26 protein-coding genes and 2 pseudogenes are annotated in these 25975 nt (G+C 53.2%); 14 read left to right on the top strand and 14 right to left on the bottom strand.

Going from position 1 to position 25975, the window contains the following annotated elements; genetic code table 11:
• The first annotated feature begins 36 nt into the window (after positions 1-36).
• Both CKW30_RS11290 and CKW30_RS11285 read left to right on the top strand, forming a co-directional pair.
• A complete protein-coding gene (locus tag CKW30_RS11290) occupies positions 37-990 on the top strand; it encodes an alpha/beta hydrolase (protein WP_056786766.1) in 954 nt (317 codons plus the stop codon).
• Between the two features lie 99 nt (positions 991-1089).
• On the top strand, positions 1090-1881 hold the full coding sequence (locus tag CKW30_RS11285) for a hypothetical protein (protein WP_056784049.1): 792 nt from the start codon (positions 1090-1092) through the stop codon (positions 1879-1881).
• Between the two features lie 134 nt (positions 1882-2015).
• Here the strand turns inward: CKW30_RS11285 and prmB are convergent, their stop codons facing one another.
• Positions 2016-2924 carry a 50S ribosomal protein L3 N(5)-glutamine methyltransferase gene (gene prmB, locus CKW30_RS11280; protein ID WP_016773773.1) on the bottom strand — a complete coding sequence of 303 codons (909 nt, stop codon included), beginning with the start codon at positions 2922-2924 and terminating at the stop codon, positions 2016-2018.
• A gap of 239 nt (positions 2925-3163) precedes the next feature.
• On the opposite strand from prmB, the gene CKW30_RS11275 reads away from it, so the two are divergent.
• The 3 genes from CKW30_RS11275 (at position 3164) to CKW30_RS11265 (ending at position 4838) form a co-directional block, all read left to right on the top strand.
• Positions 3164-3754, top strand: a complete 591-nt coding sequence (locus CKW30_RS11275; RefSeq protein ID WP_016773772.1) for a cysteine hydrolase family protein — start codon at positions 3164-3166, stop codon at positions 3752-3754.
• Between the two features lie 131 nt (positions 3755-3885).
• Positions 3886-4206, top strand: a complete 321-nt coding sequence (locus CKW30_RS11270) for a hypothetical protein (protein ID WP_041479344.1) — start codon at positions 3886-3888, stop codon at positions 4204-4206.
• Positions 4207-4280: 74 nt separating this feature from the next.
• Positions 4281-4838, top strand: a complete 558-nt coding sequence (locus CKW30_RS11265; protein ID WP_095180812.1) for a Smr/MutS family protein — start codon at positions 4281-4283, stop codon at positions 4836-4838.
• 142 nt (positions 4839-4980) lie between these two features.
• On the opposite strand, the gene CKW30_RS11260 is transcribed toward CKW30_RS11265, so the two are convergent.
• Entirely contained in the window at positions 4981-7026 is a 2046-nt protein-coding gene (locus CKW30_RS11260) for an acyltransferase family protein (RefSeq protein WP_095180811.1), read from the bottom strand.
• A gap of 659 nt (positions 7027-7685) precedes the next feature.
• Here CKW30_RS11260 and CKW30_RS11255 point away from each other — a divergent pair.
• A complete protein-coding gene (locus CKW30_RS11255; protein WP_095180810.1) occupies positions 7686-9140 on the top strand; it encodes a hypothetical protein in 1455 nt (484 codons plus the stop codon).
• A 1144-nt stretch (positions 9141-10284) separates the two neighbouring features.
• Positions 10285-10980, top strand: a complete 696-nt coding sequence (locus CKW30_RS11245; RefSeq protein WP_143497930.1) for a hypothetical protein — start codon at positions 10285-10287, stop codon at positions 10978-10980.
• Between the two features lie 250 nt (positions 10981-11230).
• Here CKW30_RS11245 and CKW30_RS11240 read toward each other — a convergent pair whose 3' ends face one another.
• Positions 11231-11896, bottom strand: a complete 666-nt coding sequence (locus tag CKW30_RS11240) for an RloB family protein (protein ID WP_095180807.1) — start codon at positions 11894-11896, stop codon at positions 11231-11233.
• Positions 11887-13257 carry an ATP/GTP-binding protein gene (locus CKW30_RS11235; RefSeq protein WP_095180806.1) on the bottom strand — a complete coding sequence of 457 codons (1371 nt, stop codon included), beginning with the start codon at positions 13255-13257 and terminating at the stop codon, positions 11887-11889. The genes CKW30_RS11240 and CKW30_RS11235 overlap by 10 nt, the downstream gene beginning before the upstream one ends.
• 757 nt (positions 13258-14014) lie before the next feature.
• Between CKW30_RS11235 and CKW30_RS11225 the strand changes: the two genes are divergently transcribed.
• Both CKW30_RS11225 and CKW30_RS11220 read left to right on the top strand, forming a co-directional pair.
• Positions 14015-14245: a hypothetical protein gene (locus CKW30_RS11225; protein WP_095180805.1), complete on the top strand. Its 231-nt coding sequence runs from the start codon at positions 14015-14017 to the stop codon at positions 14243-14245.
• A gap of 441 nt (positions 14246-14686) precedes the next feature.
• Complete coding sequence (locus tag CKW30_RS11220; RefSeq protein ID WP_064389996.1) at positions 14687-14956, top strand: hypothetical protein; 270 nt, start codon at positions 14687-14689, stop codon at positions 14954-14956.
• A gap of 197 nt (positions 14957-15153) precedes the next feature.
• On the opposite strand, the gene CKW30_RS27535 is transcribed toward CKW30_RS11220, so the two are convergent.
• The 3 genes from CKW30_RS27535 to CKW30_RS27525 all read right to left on the bottom strand — a co-directional run bounded on the left by CKW30_RS27535 (position 15154) and on the right by CKW30_RS27525 (position 16716).
• Positions 15154-15282 (bottom strand): hypothetical protein, encoded by a 129-nt coding sequence (locus tag CKW30_RS27535; protein ID WP_256584319.1) that lies wholly within the window; start codon positions 15280-15282, stop codon positions 15154-15156.
• Between the two features lie 236 nt (positions 15283-15518).
• Positions 15519-16259 carry a hypothetical protein gene (locus tag CKW30_RS27760; protein ID WP_095180804.1) on the bottom strand — a complete coding sequence of 247 codons (741 nt, stop codon included), beginning with the start codon at positions 16257-16259 and terminating at the stop codon, positions 15519-15521.
• Positions 16260-16497: 238 nt separating this feature from the next.
• Positions 16498-16716 carry a hypothetical protein gene (locus CKW30_RS27525; RefSeq protein WP_095180803.1) on the bottom strand — a complete coding sequence of 73 codons (219 nt, stop codon included), beginning with the start codon at positions 16714-16716 and terminating at the stop codon, positions 16498-16500.
• 400 nt (positions 16717-17116) lie between these two features.
• On the opposite strand from CKW30_RS27525, the gene CKW30_RS11200 reads away from it, so the two are divergent.
• On the top strand, positions 17117-17842 hold the full coding sequence (locus CKW30_RS11200) for a hypothetical protein (protein WP_095180802.1): 726 nt from the start codon (positions 17117-17119) through the stop codon (positions 17840-17842).
• A gap of 124 nt (positions 17843-17966) precedes the next feature.
• Here CKW30_RS11200 and CKW30_RS11195 read toward each other — a convergent pair whose 3' ends face one another.
• Together CKW30_RS11195 and CKW30_RS11190 are read right to left on the bottom strand one after the other, a co-directional pair.
• A complete protein-coding gene (locus tag CKW30_RS11195; RefSeq protein ID WP_095180873.1) occupies positions 17967-18197 on the bottom strand; it encodes a hypothetical protein in 231 nt (76 codons plus the stop codon).
• 216 nt (positions 18198-18413) lie between these two features.
• The gene (locus CKW30_RS11190; protein WP_095180801.1) at positions 18414-19208 is read right to left on the bottom strand and encodes a DNA adenine methylase; all 795 of its coding nucleotides are present in this window, start codon (positions 19206-19208) and stop codon (positions 18414-18416) included.
• Positions 19209-19426: 218 nt separating this feature from the next.
• Here CKW30_RS11190 and CKW30_RS11185 point away from each other — a divergent pair, with 218 nt between their 5' ends.
• A complete protein-coding gene (locus tag CKW30_RS11185; RefSeq protein ID WP_095180800.1) occupies positions 19427-19855 on the top strand; it encodes a hypothetical protein in 429 nt (142 codons plus the stop codon).
• 17 nt (positions 19856-19872) lie between these two features.
• Here CKW30_RS11185 and CKW30_RS11180 read toward each other — a convergent pair whose 3' ends face one another.
• The 5 genes and pseudogenes from CKW30_RS11180 to CKW30_RS11160 all read right to left on the bottom strand — a co-directional run.
• Positions 19873-20409 carry a lysis system i-spanin subunit Rz gene (locus CKW30_RS11180; protein WP_095180799.1) on the bottom strand — a complete coding sequence of 179 codons (537 nt, stop codon included), beginning with the start codon at positions 20407-20409 and terminating at the stop codon, positions 19873-19875.
• Positions 20391-20954 carry a glycoside hydrolase family 19 protein gene (locus CKW30_RS11175; protein WP_095180798.1) on the bottom strand — a complete coding sequence of 188 codons (564 nt, stop codon included), beginning with the start codon at positions 20952-20954 and terminating at the stop codon, positions 20391-20393. Before CKW30_RS11175 ends, CKW30_RS11180 begins: the two co-directional genes overlap by 19 nt.
• Positions 20955-21011: 57 nt before the next feature.
• Positions 21012-22190 (bottom strand): phage tail protein, encoded by a 1179-nt coding sequence (locus CKW30_RS27520; RefSeq protein WP_095180797.1) that lies wholly within the window; start codon positions 22188-22190, stop codon positions 21012-21014.
• A gap of 12 nt (positions 22191-22202) precedes the next feature.
• Complete coding sequence (locus CKW30_RS11165) at positions 22203-23345, bottom strand: hypothetical protein (RefSeq protein WP_256584318.1); 1143 nt, start codon at positions 23343-23345, stop codon at positions 22203-22205.
• Between the two features lie 33 nt (positions 23346-23378).
• A pseudogene (locus CKW30_RS11160) lies at positions 23379-23531 on the bottom strand (terminase gpA endonuclease subunit); the annotation flags it as partial.
• A 157-nt stretch (positions 23532-23688) separates the two neighbouring features.
• Between CKW30_RS11160 and CKW30_RS11155 the strand changes: the two are divergent.
• From CKW30_RS11155 to CKW30_RS11145, 3 genes and pseudogenes are all read left to right on the top strand, one after another.
• Positions 23689-24033, top strand: a complete 345-nt coding sequence (locus CKW30_RS11155) for a phage holin family protein (protein ID WP_095180796.1) — start codon at positions 23689-23691, stop codon at positions 24031-24033.
• A gap of 135 nt (positions 24034-24168) precedes the next feature.
• Positions 24169-24732 (top strand): hypothetical protein, encoded by a 564-nt coding sequence (locus tag CKW30_RS11150; protein ID WP_095180795.1) that lies wholly within the window; start codon positions 24169-24171, stop codon positions 24730-24732.
• Positions 24733-24736: 4 nt separating this feature from the next.
• A pseudogene (locus CKW30_RS11145) lies at positions 24737-25906 on the top strand (terminase gpA endonuclease subunit); the annotation flags it as partial.
• Between the last annotated feature and the right edge of the window lie 69 nt (positions 25907-25975).

The raw sequence follows: 25975 nt of genomic DNA, 5'->3' as shown, positions 1-25975 counted from the left end.
GCGAGTCCAACCGGCACCTTGACCAATGATGGCGTGATGATGCTGCGAGTTCTGATCTTGAGTCTTACCCTCTTTACCGGCTTTGCCCAAGCGACAGTCCTACAGCGCCCGGTCACTCTGGACACCGGCAGTGGCGAACTTTTCGGTTCGCTGTTGCTGCCCAAGTCCGACAGCCCGGTGCCGATTGTTCTGATGATTTCTGGCTCAGGTCCTACAGATCGCGATGGAAACAACCCCGACGGCGGACGCAATGACAGCCTCAAGCGCTTGGCCTGGGTGCTGGCCAAACACAACATCGCCAGCGTGCGCTACGACAAGCGTGGCGTTGCGGCAAGCTTGGCGGCCGCTCCCGATGAACGTGATTTGTCTGTAGAAGGCTATGCGGCGGACGCCGTGGCGTGGGGGCAGAAGCTCAAGGCCGATCCGCGTTTCGGCAAACTGATTCTGCTCGGCCACAGCGAAGGCGCGCTGATTGCCAGCCTCGCCGCGCCGAAGCTGGACGCAGCGGCGGTGATCTCGCTGTCCGGCAGCGCGCGCCCGGTCGATCAGGTAATCCGCGAACAGTTGGCGCGCAGCCTGCCGCCGCCACTGATGCTGCGCAGCAACGAACTGCTCGACAGCCTCAAGGCCGGCCATACCGATGACAACGTGCCGCAGCCGTTGCAGGTGATCTTTCGCCCGAGCGTGCAGCCGTACCTGATTTCGCTGTTCCGTCAGGACCCGGCGCAGGCCTTTGCCCAGTTGAAAATGCCGGCGCTGATTGTCCAGGGCAGCAACGACATTCAGGTCGGCACCGAGGACGCGAAGCTGCTCAAGGCGGCGAAACCGGAAGCGCAACTGACGGTGATCGACGGTATGAATCACGTGCTGCGCATCGTCCACAACGACATGAAGCGGCAATTGGCCTCCTACAAGGACCCGAATTTGCCCCTGGCCGCCGAACTGGGCGCCGCCGTCATCGAATTTATTGACGGAATTCGTGCAAGTTAACTGCGTTTTACCCTCCAGCCTCACAGAAAACGGCCGATAAGCCTTTGTCGCCAGCGCAACGTCTGGCGGCAAGCAGGGCTTGGACAGGATCTCGCCGTTATGACTGAAACCCAGACTTCACCCGACACCAGCGCTGAAAAAGACGCATCGCCAGCGGTCGAACTGCCGTGGGCGGACGTTCAGGCCGAGCACCACAAGATGCTCCGCCTGGCGCCGCTGCAGACCGACCGCAATACCGGCGGCCGGCCGTTGCGCTTTGTCGAATTCGGTTACGCCGAGCGCAACAGCAAAGAGCGCAGCCTGATGCGCATGGCGATCAAGCTGCCCAACCAGCGCGTGCGCAAAGAGCAGAATCATCTTGATGTGTGGGTAGACCACGCGAGCAAACGGGTGAGCTTCGGTCCCGATAGCGGCTTGCAGATTGAACCGCTGAATCGCGGTATCGGCCGCTTCATGGCTGCGCAAGGCATCAATTGGGCGAAAAAGCGCTGGCCCGGCTACACCGTCGACGGCATGGACCTGAACAACAAGGACGCGCTCAACGAAGACACTCGCTTGCGTCGCGACCATTTCCTGCGCGTGCACGGTTTCGATGTGGCTTACGCCGACGCCCAGCATTTGAAAGGCAGCATCAAGGCCGTGCAGGTCGGTGATCTGCTCGGTGACTGGAACAGCGAAAAGCTGCAGATCGTCGAAATTCTTGAAGCCGCGCAGATGCTGCAGCAGGCCGAACAGAACCTGGCCGAGCAGGAAGTGAAACTGAAGAAGCAGGAAGAAAAAGTCAGCAAGTTCAAGCGTGAAGACGCCGGGCTGCGTTTCACCATTACGTGTCTGGTGGCATTTGCGGTGTTTCAGGCGGGGTTGTTGATCTGGATTGCTACGCACCGCTGAGGGCTTGAGCGCGTACTGATCGTTCCCATGCTCTGCGTGGGAATGCAGCCCGGGACGCTCCGCATCCCAAAAGCGGACGCAGAGCGTCCATTGATGCATTCCCACGCGGAGCGTGGGAACGATCTGTCACAACCTTAGACGCGGGACGCGAACAGGGCCTGATGCGCGCGGCACTGCTCCGCTGTCAGCATGAACACACCATGCCCACCACGCTGGAACTCCAGCCAGGCGAAATCGACTTCCGGGTACAACGCCTCGACGTGCACCTGGCTGTTGCCCACCTCGACAATCAACAAACCTTTCTCGGTCAGGTGATCCGCCGCTTCGGCGAGCATGCGCCGGACCAGATTCAGACCATCATCACCGCAGGCCAGACCGAGTTCCGGCTCGTGCTGATATTCGTCCGGCATGTCGGCGAAATCTTCCGCATCGACGTAGGGCGGGTTCGACACGATCAGGTCGAAACGCTGACCCGGCAAGCCATCGAAGCCATCACCCTGCACCGTGTAGACGCGCTCATCGACGCCATGGCGCTCGATGTTCTGATTGGCCACTTCCAGCGCTTCGAACGACAGATCCGCGAGCACCACTTCGGCATTCTGGAATTCGTAAGCGCAAGCAATGCCGATGCAGCCGGAGCCAGTGCACAGGTCGAGAATCCGCGCCGGTTCGTTGCCGATCCACGGCGCAAAGCGGTTTTCGATCAGTTCACCAATCGGCGAACGCGGGATCAACACGCGCGGGTCGACGATGAACGACATGCCGCAGAACCAAGCTTCACCGAGCAGATAGGCGGTCGGAACGCGATCCTCGATGCGGCGCTTGAGCAAGCGCTGCAGATTGACCAGTTCGTCATCTTCCAGCGCGCAATCAAGATAGCTGTCGGCGATTTCCCAAGGCAGGTGCAAAGCGCCCAGTACCAACTGGCGCGCCTCGTCCCAGGCGTTGTCGGTGCCATGACCGAAAAACAGATCCTCCCCATGGAAGCGGCTGACGGCCCAACGGATGTGGTCGCGCAGGGTACGAAGTCGGGAAGTGATCACGGCGTAGAACTCCAGAAAAAACGACTGGCGATTCTAGCAGCCAAAACGCGCGACGACGACGCAGGAAAAACCGCGTGGTAACGGTAGGAGATTTCTTTTTTTTGCATCAGGCATTGAACGGAACGTGTAACTTGACAAGGCTGCAGGCCAAGAACGACGGCGCCTACGATGGTAGCGATTCACAGAACCGCTCAGCCAGAGGACAATGTCGCAAAAGCCCCACCCCGAGGAGCCCCAGAATGTCCGTTCCAAAAACGATGTTTCAACTCAGCGGCCGCGGTTACGCAGCGGCCACACTGAGCCATGCCACCGTGGTCATCATCGATGCCCAGAAGGAATACCTCAGTGGCCCGCTGGCCCTGAGCGGCATGGACGCGGCCGTCGCGAACATCAAACAAGTGGTTGCCGCAGCCCGTGCCGCCGGTCGGCCGATCGTGCACGTGCGTCATCTCGGCACCGTGGGTGGCCTGTTCGACCCGCAGGGCGAACGTGGCGAGTTCATCCCTGGTCTGGAACCACAGGGTGATGAAACCATTATCGGCAAACTGCTGCCGAGCGCGTTCCATGGCACCGAACTGCTCGAGCGCCTGCAGAACCTCGGCTCGCTGGACCTGATCGTTTGCGGTTTCATGAGTCACTCCAGCGTCAGCACCACCGTGCGCGCGGCGAAGAATCTCGGTTTCCGCTGCACCCTGGTCGAAGACGCCTGCGCGACACGCGATCTGCCGTTCAAGGGCGGTGTACTCAGCGCCGAACGCGTGCAGGAAGCGGAAATGGCGATCATGGCCGACAACTTCGCCACGCTGGCCAAGACTCAGGACCTGATCTGATCCTGCCCTTGCGAGCGGTGCGTTGGCGCCGCTCATCCGCTATATCCGCTGATTTGCCGCAAATGCCATAGCCTCAGGAACAACCCGGTCAACTCCCGGTCGAAGGGCCGATACCATTGAGGAAGGTCGGAATGAAGTTATCCGATGGATTTGACGCACGCCGTTTGCGGCCCAAAGGCCAAAGCAACTGGCGTTTTCGATTTGGCGCGGCGATCTCGGCCATTCTGGCGACGTTCGGCGTGCTGCTGGCGATGGCTGGGGCAGCCAGCCTGCTCGGCCGTCCGCCGGCGCTGGGTGACCTGAACGCGTCACCGCTGGGCTCGGCAATCATGCTCGCCGTCGGCTTGCTGTTTCTGTATTTCGGCGTTGCCCTGTGGCGCCGCTGCCGCCGTCGCGCACGGCAATCGCGGGAACTGAACATGGCCCCGCATCTGATGAAAAAACACGACTGACCCAACGGCCTGGCTTTTTGCCGGGCCGTTTTCTGTCGACTTGGGTAAACTGGCCGCCCTTCGCGGAGGCTGACATGCAAGACGACGATTTTTCTCTGTTCAAAAGTGCGATCCAGGGCGTCAAGCCGATCAAGCACGACCGCGCCGACACCGGCAAACCCAAGGCTGACCGCGCGCAGATCGCCAAGCTGCGTCAGTCCGCCACCGTGCGCAGCGACACCACTATCATTGATGGCTTGTCCGACCAGTTCGTGATCGACGTCGGCCCGGAAGACGAACTGATGTGGTCCCGCGACGGCGTGCAGGAAAGCCAGATGCGCAAGCTCAAGGTCGGGCAGATCCCGTTCGAAGGCAGCCTCGACCTGCACGGCATGAGCGTGGAAAAGGCCCGGGAAACGCTTTGCGCCTTTCTCGCCGAAGCGACCAAGTTCGAAATCCGCTGCGTGCGCGTGACTCACGGCAAGGCCGTGCGCCTCGATGGCAAGCGGCCAATGATCAAAAGCCATGTCAACACCTGGCTGCGCCAGCACGCCCAAGTCCTCGGCTTTTGCTCCTGCCAGGCCCGTCACGGCGGCGCCGGCGCGGTTTATGTGATGCTGAAACGGACGATGATGGAAGGTCGCGACGAATAATTGCGTTACACCAAATTTGCGGGCTGCGAAAACTTCCACAGATAGTTCGATAGATCTAGAACAGAATCATACCCCGGTTCTAGAAAGCCAAGGCAATAGTAAAAAGCCCGCATATCTGCGGGCCCGGCTAAAAAAGTACTAACTATTTATCTTCTGCGATATCTTTCATTATCAACGGAACCAACGTCGTCTGCGCAGCATAAACAGAAGCAACTGGAGATAGATGGCTATTATCAAATGTAGTCATTCCAGTTTTTCGATCAGAACCTAAATAAGTTCTGCATCCTTTATCAGTACACAACAGGTCAATCATCGAAACATACTGAAATCCACCCTGCCCATCGCCATACTTGCTTTTGAGCACAGCTTCGGAATCAAGAACATGCTGGACGACGCCATCTTTTAAGTAAGTCGGCGTGGACTCCCAATGTCTCTGTAATATGATCTGATTAAGCCTCCCGTCCCACAACGGGACTGGGCCCATAACAATTACATGCTTGACGCCGTAGGAGGTCAATGCAGTCGCGAGTTGAGGGAGACTGGCGGAGACATCGTGCCAGAGTACCTGACCTATAATTACCACATTAGGCCTTTGATCCTTTATCGTCTGAATCGCAAATTTATTGGATTTTTTGCAATATTCAGTAGTTGAAGCGTCGATTTCCGGAAGGTTAGGCAAACAACCGGAAGTAGCCACACTGAGAACCCCAATCTCTTTAGGTAACTCGTGTGTCACTCCGTAAATATATTGTTGCGCGTGTGAATCCCCCCAAAAAACAAGCTTCTTGGATTTGTCTGACTTGAAACATTTTTCTGCAATATTGGAAACTGGAATATTTGTGGCTGAACCTTTGAGAAAAGCATCCATATTGTACCAGTCACAATCGTACCTGAACTTACCAGGAATGTCCTGTTTCATAAAATATTGCCAATCAGGTTTTACATTTGCAAAGTACTCCGCGAACTGCTCTCTTTCGTCTTGACGAGATGGAAACCCATTTTTAGAAATGGTCGCCGCACCAATACTTATAAACACCAGAGCCCCGCAGATCAGAAGTCTGAACGCTGTGCGACCGGATATTTTTTGGCGCATAGGTATTTCGATAAACCTATAGGTCAACCATGCGAGAACTACAGATAAAACTACCATAGCACTGCGCAGTGGGAAGTCGGGTGTGCCTGAGAAAAAAATGTAAGTAAAAGAGAATATCGGCCAATGCCACAAGTAGAGCGGATAGCTGATCAAGCCAATAAAGACCAAGAAGCGTGACGACAATACTTTTTTATTAATCCAAGCGTCAGGCCCTGAAAATATTAATAGTGCTGAGCCTATGACGGGAAGCAGCGCCCAATAACCAGGAAATTGTTTATTTTTATCAATAATAGATACTGCTGTAACGACGAATGTTATACCCACAAACGAGGCCGCATTACGAAGAACCTGAGATCGAATTTTACACGAATGGGGCGATCCGAACACCGTATTGTAAGCTAACAAGCTACCAAACAGTAACTCCCAAACCCGGTATTGAGGTAGAAAAAAAACGCCCGCTGGTGTGTCGGAGATATAAAGCAAGCCGAATCCAAATGAACATAGGCCAACGAATGTTACCGCTATTGCATACGCCAACCTAGATGCGACTTTGGAAAGAACGATTATAGAAATTGGGAAAAAGAGATAGAATTGCTCTTCGACGCCCAATGACCACAAATGCATGAGAGGTTTAGTCTCAACGGTTGCGTCAAAATAACCCGACTCGGAATACATCATTAAATTCTGAACAAAACTTAAACCAGCGATCATATGCTTGCAGAGAACTTTAAACTCTGCCCCCATCATGATCACCCAGGCTGCGATAAACGACGAAAGCAGAACTATCAGGAGCGCTGGGAATATACGCCTCACACGCCGCACGTAGAAATCATAGACACTGAAACTATTTGTCGATACACCCTTGAATATAATATTGGATATCAGATACCCGGAAATCACAAAAAATATATCTACACCTACAAACCCACCCGCGAGCACGGTCGGGAACGCGTGATATATAACTACAGCAAGAATTGCGAGCGCTCGCAGCCCATCGATATCGGGACGATAACTTAAAGGTCGAACATAAAGATTATTCTCCCTCTCCGACAAAGCCTCCTTTGAACTCAAATTTTGCGCAGCACTAGAACCCATTAAATTATTTCCTTGTCAAATAATTAGCAGCACATCGCGCTGTAAAACGAAGGCTAAAAAATTGGCGAATTGTACTTTCCGAACGAAATAAATTCCAATAAAATTCAAGATAAACCAATTCCGAACGGCGCCCAACCGCCCTGCACATGATTGCAGACGCTTGAAGCACTAACTTCCAACACCCGCGTGAGCTTCACTTTGCTTTTGATAGTCGGCCGATTATTAGACACCTGTCCATCGATCACCTCGCATCTGCGGCGAAATATGATCACAGGAGCGGCTTGCACGAGCAAAATTCATAGTGCTGTTCCTCCACCCACTGAGCGCGCTCGGTTTCGAGCACAGACCTGCGGACATTCAGCTCCCCGAGCGGCTTTCTCTGGATGCGCTGATCTATTTTGACAAAAATGAGGACAAACCACCAACTCTTCTCTCAGGCCAGTTTTTGGCCACCTGCATCGGATCCTGCGTACGGAGAGAAACATTTCATGCACTGCTAAGCGACGATTCGTCCTCCCTCAGAAAGAAAAGCTCCAGGCAAAACTTATGGTAGGTCGATAAATCCGAAATTTATGCTGTAGAATTTACCAGCACATGCCCAACACCTAAAAGCTCGAGCACGTTACAGAGTTTAAAATTAAAACATCCGGAAATTAAGAATGGACACTGGCAGTTACAAGAAACCACATACTTCTAAAATCAAAACCATGCTTAAAGCCTTTAAGCACCATGAAGAGCTTTCTGCATTTTTTTTAACTTTACTTATTATTTTCACCACCCAATTCTGCATAGGCGCTATTAAATTCGTTGGCGATGCTAACGCCTACTGGCATTACAGCTCTTTCATTCTAGACTTGGATTTTCCAAAAACCATGCGAGGATATTTTTATCCTCTGGTGCTCGCCATTCCAAGATTTATAGCGAATTCGTGGCCCTCGTCCGGCTACATTGGATTTTATGTCATACAAGCGCTACTGTTCTCCTACATTTTTTCCACATTGTTACCCTATGTATTCACACGACTTATCGGAGGGAAACTCTCGATCTCCCGCCGAATACTTCCACCACTTCTCGTTGCGATATTTTTTCCAGGTCTAATGGCCTATCCGCTAAGTGATCTCCCGGCGCTATGCATGATCGTGACGAGCCTTTACCTAGCCTTAAGAGCGTCTAAACAGAAAAACCTGGCCTCATCGTTTCTATTTTTGTTTTTAGCAGGCATCACCGCTTATGGCGCCTACAACATTAGAACAATATATTTGTTCCCATTACTAATTTTAATCCCAATCATCCCGGCATTATTACTGAAGAAAAACAGTCACATCGAAAAACTTCTGCTAACAGCTTCTTTTATTGCCGGAGCGACTTTTGCTTCGTTGCCACAGATAATAATCAACTTTAAACACCTGAACTCGCCGTCACCATTTGTCATAACGGATAACAAAAATACTTCGCTGTACGCCAATCAGTTAAAGTGGGGAGTTACCATACAAAGGTATGAGACTGGATACAACTCAGAAACCGGGGGTATATATCCGATTTATTACATAGACCCTTTGGGCGAGCGTTTATTTGAAAATGCAAATCTTGGCGAAGGCGTTATTACTGTTCCAAAAATCCTTACTGCCATTGTCAATCACCCGCTTTCGTTTTTGCGAATTTATACCAAGCATTTCATCAATGGTATGGATGTCAGAGATCCGGACCCGTACACATCAACATCATCAAAGGATAGAAATTTCCGTTCTTTTACGAGCTTGTCATTGTCTGTACTAGGTGCATTTTTCTTAGTACTCGTGGTTGCCAGATCTGAAACGGGCCGAAATCCTTGGCCTCAAATACTGTCAAAAGTCACTTGGCTCGTTTTATTGTTGCTACCTGTTTTGGCGATCACACCAGGCGCGATAGAAACCAGATTTTTCCTACCATTTCACTTGATAGGCTATTGCGCCATTTCTTACGGTTTCTCAAAAAATCTGAAGAATAAATTTAGCACTAAGGAAGCATTGCTCGCTGTAGTAATATATTTGACATTAGTCTTGTCTTTTTATAACAGCGCTAGAGAGTCAGTGCAACATCCGAATTCAGCTATCAAAAAGGAATATTTTGAATAACGTATTTCTTTAGCCTCTATGTTCAATTGAAGCGCCGATCACATCAGTTGACTGATTCCGTTAAAGGAAAATCGTGGGAACTGAACAACGAGCCGGGCGCACGCTCGCGAGCGCGGTCCTTTTACCGAGAGCCGCAATCCCGTCGTAAGACTTCCCAGACCTCAAGAGGGCTGCCTCAATGATTGTCAGCGGAACGTGGCACAGTTCTAGACAAGGCCAACCTTTATTCAGGGGCTTAGCTTCGTCAGAATTCATCGCTTCGAATACTCCGCCGTCGGTATCCTGGTGCGTCTCCCTGCCCTGAAAGGTGACACTCACGAATCGGCTAAAGCTCCGCAGGGATTGCAATTTCGACCGAGGGCGCAACGCAATGCGCCCCTGGCAGACCTAGTGCCCCCCATGTGCAACAGCCACCTCTTCCACAAGGGGTCGCGGGAACCTCACACGGATGTCCGCCCCCGGCTTGCGCCGCTCCAGTCAGGTGCATGACGACACGCTTCTCCGACAAGCCGATCGTGGTCATTGAGGCGCAAATATCCAATGTCCCACCTATAAGCGCTGAGTGATTACCGTGTTTGGGCTGCCAATCAAGATTTTTGAGTTTGTCTAACACGCAAGAATGACTGGCAACAGCAGCCAAGCGGCCCCTGCTGCACTCAATATCAGGGCCAACTGGCAATACAACTACGTGCATACTTACGCTACCATAAGCCCCATGACATGCATGAACCTCGATTTCATCCCGAATCAGTTTGGCCGTAGCGTGCAAATGCCGCTTCGACTTATGCCCGTTGGATCAATCACATTCATGACTGAAGCGAAGCCGGGGCGCTTGACCAAATCCTGATTGGTACTGACAGGAACCGTCCCTCCTCTAGAACCCATACGGAATAAAGCTCTGTGACACTGGAACAGAATTACACCGCTATGTAGGGTGGGTTCTGCATAGGGTTAAGAGGTAATGAAATCAAGGATTTCGTGCTCAGAGCTACCTGATTTTTCTCACTAAGACGCAAGGATTGGTACAGAAATTGGTACGATGTTTTTTACATCGAGCGTCCGCTCAATCGTAATGACGTGGGGCTTTTTCTGCTGCAAGCGTATTAGCATCCTACACTCGCGATAATAAAAAGTCTGAGCGCATATGAAAAACACAATACCGCTTGCGTTAACTTTGCTCTGGGCTTTAGCTAGTGCAATTTTTTTTGGATTAAATTTTCAGTCCAGCAGCCCAATGTCACCGAACGAAGTTGGTGATTTTCTCGCAGGCTTTTTTTCACCTGTCGCTTTAATGTGGCTGGTTTTTGGATATTACCAACAGGGCGAGGAGCTAAGACTCAACACCGAGGCCATAAAACTTCAAGTTAAAGAGCTTAATCTTTCAGTTGAGCAGCAGAAGGAGCTTGTGAAAGTAACTCAAGCAGATTTAAATTTAAGCACAAGAGCTCATGATCATCAATACGTTCCGCGCGAAGCTCTTTGCGGCTCTATGATTTCTATGGGAATAAGTGAGGATCGTTTGAAGGACGAATATCAGTACGTTTTTTGCAATACCGGAAACGTGCAATTTGCTATCAAGGAAGCCGTGTTATCCTTCGAAACTTACGGCAAGATTGGAGAGACCGATACATTACCAGCGATTATTAAACCCGGAGAGATCATTCTTGTCCTGGTTTCGTTTGCGACAGAGCGATATGAATCACAACGTGAAGGACTCGAAAAAGATGATGTTACAGGCTTGGAATTCGAAATCTTTTCTGCTGAAGGCAGAGCTTATACCTTGCCACACAGCCATACCGAAGACAATATTTGGAGTAAGTTTGAACTGGGTCGCGACTGAGCAGTGTAATTAAACCACATATTTTCAATTGGAAAATCACAATAAATTCGCTGCCCCCAATGATGGATTGGACATAGCTTTGCCCAAAAACCCTAGCATTGCTACTCTTAACTTGTTTTAGCTCTGCCTTGTAGCAAATCCTAAGCACCACTGTTAAGAATAAAAAGACAGAACAATGCCAGGACCACTAATAAGAACCTGACATTGCTTTACCCTTAAATCAAATTTTAACCAATGCAGTCAATTTATTTTATTCATCGTTCCGAACTAAAACCAGTTCTTGCGGCAGCTGCACTCTTGGTGTCTTTGAAACAATCGACTCCCACAATTTATAAACACGTGACGTCGGCCCTTCAGGACGATTGCCACCTCCCACACTTATATCCATTGCGCGAGCAATACTACATGCATGCGCCACTGCCGAAAGCGGGAAGTTTGTAGGATTTAATTTTGTCTTATCAAAAGCTCCTAATTTTTTCCGCAACTCTACGCCGACTGATTTTGCATCAGTAATTATCGAAAGATCTGCATCCGCCTCTAAATGATGTAACAACAGCCAAAAATCAAAGCATGGATTGCTTAGTGCGACTTCGATCCCTTTTTGCCGAGCCTCAGTTATAGCCTGCAGAAAAGTAGCTGCATGATTTGGCTGGATATAATGATCCGTATCCAACAACATCCACCGCTCATCATCCTCTTCTACATCAAATTGATCTAGCCTCGAGAGCACGTGCGGAGCTGCAGAACTGCCATCTGTTGTAGGCACTACTACTACTTTGATTCTCGGTATTTCAAAGGCATCGAAATACTGCTTAGGAGCAAAAGTATCATCAGAAGCAATAATAAATAATCTATCGTCACGATAGTCTTTTTGATCTCGAACTAGCGGCCTTTTTTTTCTGGATGTTAGTGACATGCTTCTTCACCCGAATCAATTAGACCGTCCAAACGACCTAAAAATGGAACGGCTCCGAATCTCCCCTGAAGGTAGTGCTTCCTAACCTCAAGATCCTTTCTTACTTTGAAATCAGATAAGCTATATAAATTCGTACTTAATGAGAAGTCTTTTTCTGCAAACCATATCTCATCCCGCCTTAGCAGCTCGAGATCTAACAAATTGGACTCATGGGTGGTTACAATTATCTGACTATTCTTTTCATCACATGCATTCAAAAATGTTTCCAAAAACTTCCAGATAAGCATTGGATGCATACTTCTATCGATTTCATCTATAAAGTATGTGGCATCCTTTGAACGCGCGACGTGTAACGCTGGAAGCAATTGCAACAATCGGCGAGTACCATCAGACTCTTCAGTTAATGGCAGCCGTGAGTTTGCTTCGTCACCTACCTGATGATTTGAATGCACTGACAACTGATAAAATCTATTACCATCCCCACGTTCTAGAAGAAGCTCCTCTCCGTTTGCCATTTGGACGATACCGATACCATCCTCACTATCTTCGAGTCTCCTAAGAAGAGTCGGCAGCACTGATTTTGGAATTATTTTCTCTAGGTCCTGCTCAGTAATTTCTTTCTTCTCGACACCTAAACTCTGGACTCCGGTAGACGATGCCCGGAGAAACTCACCAGCAAATTCCCTAAAGGCAACATTGTCCGCCAACATATGACCGACCGGCTCAATATTCTCATCCGGACCTGTCAACCTCAATTTATACTTGAACCAATGAATAACGCTTTTTACGTGTCCACTTAGATCACTATCTTTAAGTGTTGCATTCGCCGTAGCTAAAAAAGTCTGATTCGCAGGCCCACCTATTTTCGCAAGCAAGTATGCTTTTTCACTCTTACCTAAACCTGCGGGTTCAATTTTCACACCACCTGCAGCATCAGTAACTCTTTCGTATATTACTATCTCTTTCTTACCGGAGACCTGCAGCAACCACTCTTCTAATATCTGACTGTCGTCAACTTTAAATCCGTACCTATACAATTCACCTTCGCATATAAACTGCAAATCAAATGTAGATGGCTCATCTCTCAACTTACTAAACTTATATGGTTCTCTAAGGGTTCCGTGCGGTTTTCCTGCACGTAGGACCATCTTCTTCATGTAGCTGAGTGCTTTGAATAGGCTAGATTTCCCAGCCCCATTCGCACCATAAAGGACACCAACCTTCAGAACCCTGAGATCAGAATTCGGGATGGCTACGGTATGGCTGTCATGAGTACCTGAAAGCCTCCCGCTCGCTACCAAAGAAAATGTCTGTTCTTTGGAAAAGGATCTAAAATTTTCTACTGAGAAAGAAACTAACATCGGACCACCCTAATGTGATTTTTTCACACCTTAACCCACAAATACTGACGCTTTCCTTTAAAAAAAACATCCATCTGCGTAATTTTCACAGATTCACGCGAAGCAGTCGAGGAGTTCTATGATCAGCGTAGACCAGCGTTTTCTGCCTAGAGGTAGGATCTGAGATCCACGCCGTCCTAGACTCATTTCCCCTGCTCGCTTGGTGCGGACGAGCGACCGATCTATCGAGACCAAGACGACGAAATCTGGCATACATACTCTAATAGGTGTCGAGGAGAGGGGTTCCTTCGGATTTACTGGAAAGGATGGATCAGAATCATCTCGCCCTAGACGCCACCCTAATGGAGCTGTCGCTCAGCACTCAAAAACAAGGCGCCCGATGTGGGCGAAAATGTCCGTGGTGCCTTGTGGGGAGTCGGGGAGAGCGCTGGACCCGTTAAACAGGGCTTGGCCAACCTCCGAAGCAAATCCCTCAAACCCCGATTGTGCTGGAGTACTTTGGTCGTTATGCACCAACCCCCAGTATTTGTTAAGGATTAGCGCATTTCACCATTGCGTGCGCAAATGCATGCTTGGCATTGAATGGCATTAAATGGCGTACGGTTTGCCCCATTTTTGCCCCATCCCAAGAGGCCTATGGCCGGACCTTTCGAAGTGGCAAATGTACAATGTGCGAACCGGAGTCGCTCGCTTTGGACTAGGATCATGCAGAATGATGGACAGATTTAGCCACGCATCGACTTCAAGGACGAACACCATGCCAGATCCGTCGGATTTCAATATCGTCACGGCAGATGCTCTGACGTTGCTCCTGCATAACCAGCATGCACTCGGTGCAGCAATCGAAGAAATCACCCATTGGATCTCAGGGAATGGCGCAGACACTGTTGCCGATAACGCCGTTGCGGCCTTGGAAACGCTTGATCGAAATGCGCAAACGATCACTGACGCGATCATGCGACTTAGGCAGTCTAGTGCGCCTCGTTAGATAGGACGTCTATTACGTCCAATCGCGCAGGCATCTTGACCTGGTCTTGGGCCTTAAATGCGTCCAGGAGATCACTTGAAGTGATGGCCCGCCAAGACCTGACCTCGCTCCCCTATTGGAGCAATTGTCGCTACTGATTGTTCGGATAGGGATTCGAACCCCTTCTAGGATCACTTCAGACCGCTACAGGCCATAAAGTACGGGCAACTAAGCCGAATGCTTTGGTGCTTAGCGGCCTCGTGCGGCCTCTGATCTGCCCTAAATCTGCCCTAAACCGCATCCAATAATCTGACCACCAAGGTCCGCTTTCGGCCAGAAGCAGCCTGTCATAAGCGAAATGTTTCGGCCCCGGAGCGGTCATTTGCTTTTGCCTATCCAACGTTTTGTATAACCTCGGGAAATTCGTTTCGAACCCCGCATTGCAATATCCAGGTTCCCGATATGCAGACAGACCAAAACAGACTACTCGCCCTCGCATTGCTAGAGATCAAGACTTTACTTGTTGATTATCTGGGTAGCGTTGTAGACGCCCCGACGAATGTTCGCGTGGCGGCGCATATTGCCTATGCACTTCATAACGAGGCGGAGGCTGTTTACACCAATGCTGACTTTGCGCTCGACGACGCATCCCAAAAAATCGCTGCGATCGATCAAATTTTAGGTGCCACTGACGGCGCCGCGCTATTGGGCAGATTTGATGTCGAAACCTAAGTCATTCCAGATAATGCTAAACCAGGATGACTGCTTTTGGCCGAAAGCAGACATCCTCTAGGACATATCCGCTGAAGTTGAACCCTTTCACAGCTCCACCGCTGTCAGGCTGTCCCAAATACGTAGGCGTTCGCGCCGAGAGCGTACCGGCACCCAGCGTGCACCACTTCCGCCCAAGCAGATCGACAGACTCCAAATCATCCACCATCGAACTTAGCCACCAGGCACTCGCGCACTACGTTCTGCTGCACCAGGGTGCGCAGCACCTCTTCATGGATCGCCTCGCTGATCATGTGAGCTTCCTCAGCCGCGTTTGGCTGCATCATCCGTGATACCACAGTACCCGGGGTCGGCAGGCCAGACTAGGCATCGGTGGTTCCCGCCCCCCAAAGAAAAGGCCCCCACACCGGGGTCGGGTGTGGGGGCCGATGGAACATAGGCTGGAATTCAACGTAGCGGTCGTCAATAACTGAGAACGATCCGGATCTGCCATTTGATAGCTAACTGCAAGATTCGGAGATTCATTAAACCTTCGCTGGAGCTAAAGATAACCTACGGAAAGTTATTGGAGATCGTCTCGATCTCTTAGGGTTAAAGGTGGAAGTGTATATCCAAACTCTCCCATTTCGACCCTCCACTGCTCACTGCATTCCGCAAGCCGCTGATTGATCCAATCGCATGGAACTACGTCAATTCCAGCATGAACATACGGAGCATGCTCGGGTAGTTTCGTTAAATACTCATGCCTGAATTGAGCCAATAAGGTAAGACGCCTATCGTACTCAGGATGATTAGCTCCAGAGGCACCGTTTCCGTATCCCCAAAAATCAGTGGGAGATCCAACGCGCTGCATAGGGCTTCGCGCCCCTTTTCCGCCGCGACCATCAGCAGTGCCCGCGCTACCGCCATTCCCACCAATGATCAACCCCTCATCCCCTTGTATAAATCCGCTACCACCTTTGCCTCCACTCCCTCCTGTCCCCCCTTCACCTCCTTTTCCGCCGATTACAGTCCCTCGGTTGCCGATAATCGTCCCTCCTCCGCCGTCGCCGCCTACGCCTCCAGGTGTTTTGTTTAAATTAGCGGAGACCCAATCCTCATGATCTGACTTCCAAGATCTCAGCTCATCAACAGTGAAATCGATGCCTTTATTTTTATCTATTAGGTCGGCGCAACTCCGGCAAAGGAAGATTCCATTCGTTATCGCAGCACGATCCTCCGTTGTCATATTCGGGTCGTAACGCGGACCATATTTCGAAGCTGCAGTTATGTGTGCTGCCGCTCCGATGTATAGAAACTTCATGGCGTCAGCACTTGAGGGTGCAATTGTTTGTCTTCTGCAACCAGGGTTAGAACATATGAATGAGGCACGTTTTCCGAGAGCCGCAACCACCAACGGAGCAAAGTCATCTCTTGCCATTACTAAATCCTTTTTCTAAAAAAAAGAGGCTGGCCGCTTTTGGCTAAAAAAGCAGGCGCGAATCTCCGCTATCGACTCACAGCCGTCTGTGATTCGTAGGTTCACACTCAGAGAGCTGTATCTACGACTGCCGTATTCGCAGAATCGCATCTGAGAGTGCTTTGGCGTTTGTGTCTAAGGTTTCCATAGCCTTTACCGCATTAAGAGCAACATCTTCTACGCCGCTCTCCGAGAGCCACTTTGTGACCTCCTCAATAGCTGCCCCAAGTGCATGCTGGTTGTGTAGTAGTAATGTCAGAGCATCTGCCGTGGCAACGTTGGGATCTGAGTCAGATGGCATGGAAGTCGTCCTTGTGGTCGGGTTCACGACAGCCTAGCTGATCGCATTGTCGCCGAAGGTTAGTCGCTCATTCAGCAAGCTCTATCTGCGCACCGAAATGAAGCCCCAGTCCCATCTCAGTCCCATATGGCCTTTTCTCAGACGCCAAAAACCACAAACCCCCGACTTTCTCTAGGAAAATCAGGTGCTTGCGTTTACTGAATGTGGCGGTGAAGGAGAGATCCGAACCCTCTCAGGGACACCAGCTCTCAGACTGAGACTGCGCAGCACTCCAGTTAACATGCCCCTCTCCCAGGATCCAGACCTACCGTTCACAGCAGCTCGTCGACTTCCCCTCGCTCCTACGCACCACCTCATTTACTGTATACCCATACAGTGACTTTACAGCGAATCCGGCTCCATGAATTTCGACCAGGCTAAAATCTTACGACTCCAGCGATGGCGCACGACACTCGACGATCAGGATTTCCGTATGCGAAACCCGGAGGGCCATCGGGAAACACTCCACGAAATGTCGGCGGCGCTATTCGATGAACGTCTGATCGACCAACTGGAACAGTTCGACTTGAACGAAAGGGCAAACGCCGCCTATTGGCACGCCGTCGAAGAGCTGCAGAACTCGCCAGGTCACTACCGCGGTGCATCGACGTACGACGTTGTACAGATCGATAGTGGGAAACTGCTAGGCACGATCCGTCGATCGATCTTCAATTTTGTCAATGATCAACCACGCGGCGCGTCATTCGCTTACGACGGAAAGGTTTACTCGAATACGGACGGAGTAAGGCTGACGCTCGGTCTTTCACAAAAGGTCGGGAAGATCTTCGGGCTGGTCTTGGAAATGAATGGTCATCGGTACCAGTTGGTTGAGACCGAACGAATGATCGCCGGCATCACCCACCAGCCGCTTTCCGATGCTGACACTTATCGAGCATTAATAGATGCAGCGCAGGTCGCTCAAGAGGAACGTGATCTGCGTGCCTTTGAAAAGGTGCGACCTTACATCGAGTCGGCAGCCTTCTGTATTTGCTCTGCCTGCCTAGATCGCTTTGGTGCACGTGACGACTGCCCAACCTGCACCGGACAAGGTTTTGTGGAAAAAGCAGTGCCCGCAGGTCTGCGCTGAAAGCATCACGCGTGGAGTTAGCGATGAGCGCAGAACTCACTCTGAAAAGTGGCATTCATGACCTTTGAGGCACTCATCATGCCCAAAGCTTTGACCAGCATGCGAACGACAACGATAACCTGTTCTATTTTCCCGCAAGCGTCTTAAGACGGTCCACCAATGCCGCTTCGAAAATGATGTAGAGCCGCTCCGCGTCTCCGCTCTTCAATGCGCCTGCGGCTTCCAGACCCAAGACAAAGCCATCCGCCCGCGCACCCGCTTTCACGGCCAGGATCATCGAATCAGCCCGCACGATCAGGGCAAGAAGCCGATCGGCTTCACGCTTCATTTTTTCGCTCAGAACAACGTCGTCCACGGTAATTACCTTTACTACGACATCCAATACATCACCAAAAGAACAATGCTTACCCATCCTAGGGTCATTAGAAAAGAAAGGCCGACTAATCGCTTGTCCATTGCAGTTATCATTTGATGAACGAAGATGATGAGTGACATTCTCAGCACTAGTAATAATAGCTTAACGCCAGAAATGCTCTACGAGCAGAATCGGAAAATTAACTCCGATATGCCTCTAGAACAAGCCTCCTAGGGACGCCGGCTCCCAATTCATGATCACCAACTCGCCACTGACTTCAGCCTTCCCTTGCCGCTGGTTGGTGTTGCTGTAGCGGATGTCCAACGTTTCAAAGTTGAAGCCTTCGAACACGCGGCGGATGTCCGGATGGTCGTTGATGCTGACCATCACTTTGCCTTTGCAGCGGCGCATAAAGTCGGCCATCCGTTCGTAGTTCTCGAACGGAAAGTCCACGCCGTAGCCGGCGGTCTGCCAGTAAGGCGGATCCATGTAGTGGAAAGTGTGAGCACGGTCGTAGCGTTCTGCACATTCAAGCCAAGGGAGATTTTCGACATAGGTGCCGGACAGGCGCTGCCAAGCGGCCGAGAGGTTTTCCTCGATCCGCAGCAGATTGATGGCCGGGGCAGTCGTCGCCGTCCCGAAAGTCTGATTCGAGACCTTGCCGGCGAAGGCATGGTGCTGCAGGTAAAAGAATCGGGCGGCGCGCTGGATGTCGGTGAGAGTTTCAGGGCGGGTCATTTTCTGCCATTCGAACACCTGCCGCGAGCTGAGCGCCCATTTGAACTGGCGCACGAATTCTTCGAGGTGGTTCTGCACGACGCGGTAAAGCGTGACCAGGTCGCCGTTGATGTCGTTGAGGACTTCGACCGGCGACGGCTGAGGCTTCATGAAGTAGAGCGCGGCACCGCCGGCAAAAACTTCGACGTAGCATTCGTGCGGCGGAAAAAGCGGGATGAGGCGGTCGGCTAGGCGGCGTTTGCCGCCCATCCAAGGGATGATGGGTGTGGACATTGAGAGCAAGACCTTTACTGTATGGATAAACAGGTGCTAGGCTCGCCGCGCTTTGTGCACGGAGCAGGAGCCTTGGCTGGACTTGCAGGGATAGTCTGCGGGGACAGCGATCAGGTCGGATGTTGACGCATCTGATCAGATCGCTCCTTTTACTTCGCTATTGCGCGGGGGCTTTCGCTAGTATGCAACGGTAATTCGACATCACCAGGAGGATACCCATGAGCACTAAGGAATTTTTACAGCACACGATTTTGGCGCACCTGCACGCAAAAGAATGTGCTGAGCGGAAGAAAACAGAGCAGGCGGAAATGTTCGAAACTCATGCGTCGACCTTCTACTCGCAGCTTGAATCGATGCTCGCAGGAATCCAAGGCATTGAGTTGTTCAAAAATAGTGTTACTTGTTCAGACTTCACTTCGAAGATTGAAACCCTGTGCGTGAAGGTGTTGGACAAAACAGTTACATTTGAACCAGAAGAACAAAGCGGTGAGCGCGGTCTAAACGTGACGGGGCTTTTTGACCGCGCCATGTTCTACCGCCCGCTCAAATCTGGTGAATGGGAGGCCAATGACGAAAGAAGTGGTAGAGCAGTTCGTCTGACGAACGAAGTGTTGTTCACCAGGCTAGCAGCCATTGTTCCTGGTTAACTGCGCCGGGCACATCCCTATCGACTCAGCTCCCGCACATATCCTTGGCACGCAGCAAGAGCAATCAGCCCCCGGTCACCATCATCGGTGACGCCGATAATTCGTTGAGCATGCGCTGGGTCAAGTTCGGCTCTTGCGGGGCCATGAACCACGCCGCCGGTGGCGGTGGTGGCTGACACCTGTCCGTTGTCGGCGCCGGTGGTGGCGTCGAGTAGGACTGACAGGCGCAGATCAGCAGTGGCAAGGCGGTCGCGCAGGCGACCTTGATCACGTTGGGCATCACTCAAGGCTCGGTAATGGGTTTGTTCGCTGGTAGCCAGGCGCTGCTCGAGCGCGAGGCGTTTGTCCTGTTCAGCACGCTGCTGCGCAACCGTGGCCACGGCCAACTGGTTAAGGATTTCGGTGTGGAGTCGGGCCTGCTCTGCGAGCTGTTTGCCGAAGCGCCAATCCTGGACTCGCCAAGTGATGGCCGCAGAACCACCGACCAAGACAACCAGCAGCACTCGTGTTGCCAGCAGCCGATACGGGGCCGGGATCAGTTCGCCGAGACGCATAACACCGCCCTCGCCCGCTCCCACAACTCCAGCCGATCCTGCAGGCCATTGAGGCCACCGTTGATCCTGCGGGTGATCGTGTTGAATTCATTTTGATCGGCCAGCGCGTTCAGCCCATTCACTGACCAAAACCATGCAGCCGATTCGGCAGCCCACTGCGGCAGCTCCAGCAATTCAGGCGTGCGCAGCAATCGCTCGTCACCGAACAGCGCCAAGCTGCAGCGCAGGTAGTTGTCGTGGCCAGTGACCTGGATCAGCCCGCGACCGCGATAGCGCTGGCCATCACCATCCGCTGCTGGCGTGTTGCCCAGTTTCGCAGCGAGGCTGCCGGTGTCGTATTTGCTCAGGTACTGGTCGCCGCCCAGTTCCCGGACGTACTGCAGCTGACCCGATTCGTGACCGACTTGCGCCAGGAACGCGGCTTGGCGTTTCGGCGTGTTGATCTGTCGATGGGCCATGGCTGCGTTGAGGGCGGATACAAAAACGCCCGCTTGGCGGCGGGCGTTGGGCATGATGCTTTGCAGCTGTTGTTCAGTGATGGACATACAAACTCCAGACATGAAAAAGCCGCTCAAGGCGGCGAATGATTGCGACTAAGCGCGTTATGCGAGGCTGACGACCTTGACCGGCTTGGCCGGCTTTTTCCCCTTCTTGCCCTTGGCGTTAGCCTTGCCCTTCTTGCCGCCGTTACATTCAACGGTGGTCGACCAGCCGGATTGGGTGTACGTCTGCTGCACCGACTCGGCTAGAAACTCGCCATCAAGCCCGACCTTGAAGCCCTGGGCGATGATCAGGCATTCCGCAAACAGATCTGTACGCCCGGCCATTTCCAGCCGCACGCCGGCGGTGGAGCGGTTGAACGCCGCCAAACGCGCCCGGGCCGCTGCCTGGGCGGCGGTCTTGTTTGGGTAGATATGCCGATCGGTATGCACCGCCGGCAGCCCGGCCGGGGCGTCGTCGTTTTCCAGCGACACCACAGCCAGCTCACCGGTCTTTTTGTCTTGATGCTTGGCCCCGACCGCCTTGTGCGAATCGCGATCCTCAAAGTTGAATTGCCAGCGGCTGACGTCGCTTTTGTTGATCACAATCGGCGGCAGCACCTTTCCGCCCATCGTGCGCAGGGTGTCGAGTTGCTTTAATCCGCCCTTTAGCCCCGGCAGGATCACGCCCTTAAGGGTGATTTTCTCGTCACCGATGCCCACGCCCTGCTGCGCCGGGCGCCGCGATAGGCGCTCTTGCGAGGCCCAGCGGAATTTGGTCGACCGGCGCAGCTCGTCAAAGGCCGCCGTGTCCAGGTTGAAGAAATACGGCTGCGCCTTGGGGTCTTGCGGCTGGATGATCAGCAGGTGCGGGAACGGCTTCACGGCTTCCGGCGCCGGCGTCTGATCCGGGGCAAAGGTGCCCGTGGGCACGATGTTGGCCAATGCCGGACTGATCTTGCCGGCGATCTTGTTGATGGCCGTGGCGGCCTTGCCGGCCTGTTCCTTCAGCACGCCCAAACGTTCCTCCACCTGGGCGACCGCGCGGGTGGCCGTGCCGTACATGGCCACCACCCGCCCGACTTGCGCCTGCGCGGCGTTAATCCCGCGCATCGCCCGCTGAAGCTTTTCCCCGATCGCCGGCCCGACAAAGGGCAGGCTTTCCAACTCGGACGCGGCACCGGTGATTTCGCCGATCGCGCCATTCACCGGTGACAGCATTCCGTCCAGACTGCGGCGGCCGGTTTCGCCTGCCGTGGCCAGATATTTCAACCCCGACTGCAACTGCCCCAATGCTTCCATGTGCCCCCCTTATCAAACGTGTGGCGTGTCATAGAGCTGATTGCCCCCCATCTGCTTGGCCATGTCGCGATAGTGCTGATCGAGCATTGGCTTGATCTGCGCGAAAAGCTGATTGCCATCCTTCACGTCACCGTTGACCACCAGCGAAAACGGCGCCTGAATCGCCACGTTGGACTCGACTTTTGGCGCCGCCGGCGCCGCTGCCATCGGCTTGACCAATGCCCCCGCCGCGGCGTCTGCGCTGGCCGGTGGCATCATCATGTCTTTGGCGGCCATGCCGATCTGAGGCGGCGGCGTCGGCTCTTCCAGCCCGGAGCGAATCACCTTCGGCCGACGCAGTTCCGAACCCGGGAAGCGCACCTTGTTGGCAAAGTGCGGCAACAGCATGGCGTCCTTCGAATTCAGGTCGCGCGGGTCATACGACACCGGCGGCGCCTCCGGAACGGCCGGGGCCATCGTCGCGCCGACATCCAGCCCCTTGCCGGGATTGGTCAGCATCAGAGGGCCAGTGGTTGCCGGCGCGAACGCCTTGGCCGTAGCACCCAACGAGGTGTCGCCCAGCTTCGGCGCCATGTCTTTGCCGGCATTGGCCATCATCAACGGCCCGGCGTCCGGGATTTTCTTCAGCGCGTCTTCAGTGCCGAACATCGATTTGCCGACGTACCCGCCCAAGGCATCGCCGCCGTAACTGCCAATCAAGCCACCGATCAGCCCCCCGATCGCCGTGCCGATCACCGGCATAATCATCGTGCCGAGGGCTGCCCCCGCTGCTGCACCAGAGAGCGAACCGGCCAACCCACCGGCAGCCGCACCGTAACCCTCGGCCTTTTCGTCCTGAGTTTCGGCGTTCATGTAGGTGTCATAGGCCTTGAAACCGGCATCGGCCACCGCCACTACGGCCGTGCCCTTCACGACGTTGCCGACCCCGCGCGCCATCTCGACACCGCCACCGACACCGCCACCAACACCCTTTCCACCAACACCCTTGCGGCCGACCTTCTTGCCCTTCTTGCCCTTCTTGTCTTTTTTATCCTCGCCGCCATCCACGTCGCCGATGTCCAGCCCGTCACCCAGGCCACCACCGGCGCCCATATTGGTCACGATCACCTTTTGCGGAATGTTCGGATTCATGTTCTTCAGAACTTGAGGAATCATTGATAAGCCCCCTTAGGCTTCAAGCACTTCGGTCATGTAATGCGCCATCGCCAAGCAATACACCATGAGGTCGAGGGCTTCGTTACGCTCTGCTTTACCCTTGATCCACTCGATGCGTTTATGGCCGCGCACGTAACGAGCGACCTTGCGCTCGGCAACGCACTGGGCGAAAAACTCGTCGGGTACCCACTTATTCACCGGGTGGCATTAAAACAGGGTTGCTGCCACCGGAATCGACCTGTAAAAAGTAGTCATCTTCGATAGGTGCGACCGCAGAAAGCGGCAGGCACCACACCACCAAACCCGGCCATTGCGCCGGGTTTTTGCGTTCATGGGGTAGGCGATGACAAACGAGCAACAAGCACTGGCAGAGATGCCGATCTGGTTAGTGGTTGTCCTGGCGCTGGTCGGGGGTGTGTCGGGGGAAATGTGGCGAGCAGATAAAGATGGGGCGCGGGGCTGGGCATTGTTGCGCAGGCTCGCGCTTCGGTCGGGAGCCTGCATTGTCTGCGGCGTGTCGGCAATGATGCTGATGATTGCTGCCGGCATGTCGCTCTGGACGGCGGGCGCCTTGGGTTGTTTGACGGCGATGGCTGGTGCGGATGTTGCCATCGGGTTGTACGAGCGCTGGGCTGCGAAGCGGCTTGGTGTGTGCGATGTCCCGCCGAATGGCGGCGGGCCAGCCTGAAACCGCAGGGGACCCTAGGGTTATTCGGAGGGTACGGGGTCGGAAACCCGCGGGATCTTGCGACTGGCCGGTTTTTTCACGTTGGTTGACAGAGGTTGACAGAGGTTGACGGCCCTAAGTTGACAGGAGGTTTACATGACCGTTTTGAGCCGAACGGAATACGCGGCCAGCAAAGGTTGGTCCCGCCAGTACGTCGGCAAACTGGCCAAGCAAGGCCGATTGATTTACGCCTCGGATGGCAAGATCGATGTCGAAGCCACCGATCAGTATTTAGAAATGACGGGCGATCCAGCACGCAGCAATTCGGGTACCCGAATCGCACCGGTCGCCACTACATCGGTCCAGCAACCATGGATCGCTCCCGCGCTTCCCACTTCGGCCCCTCAAGCTGGGCCGGACTATCACCAGGCTAAAACACGGTTGGCTCTTGCGCAGGCTGAGAGGGCCGAAGCTGACCTTCAAAAGATCACCGGTGAGTTGGTTGATAGAGAAGTCGTCGACGAAGCCGCTTTTACTACTGGGCGCATGACTCGTGATTTGCTTTTGAGCTTGCCACCCAAACTCGCCCCCGTGTTGTCGGCTATGACCAGCGCCTGGGACATTGAAAAGCACTTGCTTGGTGAGATCCGCCAAGCGCTTGAAGAGGCTGAGCGCCTGTCTGCCGAAGACTTCAGCCACGCTTTGACCCTCGGGAACTGATCCTATGGATGCCAAACTTGCAGACGGTGCCGAGGTTTACCGGGCGGCGTACTTCCGTGGCCTTCGCCCAGAGCCTGAGCTGTGGGTCGATCAATGGGCTGACGAATACATGCGCATTCCGCGAGACACAGGTGCTGCTGAACCTGGACGGTACCGCACCTCTCGGACCCCATATGCTCGCGAGCCTATGCGTTGCCTGTCACCGGCACATCGCAGCAAACGTGTAGTCACTATGGTGGCTTCGCAGTTAATGAAAACCCAGATTGCGTTGAACTGGATCGGTGGGCTGATCCACATGGCACCGTCAAATATCCTGACCTTGCTGCCAAGCTTAGGCCTGGCCAAACGGGTGTCAGCACGGATCGGAAAGACCATCAAAGCCACACCTGTTTTACGTGAGCGAATCGCGACCGGTCGTGATGCAGTCAACACGATGGACACCAAGGAATTTGAGGGCGGATCGCTGTATGTCACCACAGCCGGCTCTGCCGCAAACTTGTCAGAGTTGTCGGCGCGCTACATTTACGGTGATGAAATTGACCGCTGGGAAGTCGACATTGGTGAGGAGGGGGACCCCATCGAATTGGCGGAGACGCGAGCGAGTACTTTCGGTCGCAACGCTAAGTTTTATTTCTCCAGTTCGCCAACGATCAAAGGCGCTTCGCGGATTGCGGATCTCTTTGAAGGTAGCGACCAGCGTCACTTCTACGTGCCATGTCCAGACTGCGGTCATATGCAGGTACTGGAATGGGAGCGTCTTCACTACAGCGACGATTTCAGCACCGTGCATTACGAGTGCGCTGGGACCGAATGTGATGTGCTGATTGAGGAACACCATAAAGGTGAAATGCTCGCCAAAGGCGAATGGCGTGCGCACGCTGAGGGAGATGGCGAGACGGTAGGGTTCCACCTTAACGCACTCTATTCACCGCCCGGCTGGATGGACTGGCGCACCCTGGCCATGCAGTTTGAGAAGGCAAAAATCGCTCAAAACAAAGGCGATCTCGAACCCATGCAGGTGTTCTACAACACTCGATTGGCCAAGGTTTGGGACAGTGCGCAGGAGCAAACCAAGGCCGAAGTACTGATCGCACGGGCGCGTCTCGAAACCTACACTCTCGGTACGATGGCGGTCGGTGCGCTGATGCTGACCGGCGCTGTTGACGTTCAGGCTATACCCCACGAAAAGCTGCGCGAGGCAGCCACACCCGATGCAACGCTAATCGCTCAGAATCGCCCGCCC

Origin of the sequence: Pseudomonas sp. Irchel 3F6, assembly GCF_900187595.1 — a bacterium.
GTDB classification, from domain to species: Bacteria; Pseudomonadota; Gammaproteobacteria; order Pseudomonadales; family Pseudomonadaceae; genus Aquipseudomonas; species Aquipseudomonas siliginis.
This window is presented reverse-complemented; position numbering and strand designations above follow the sequence as displayed.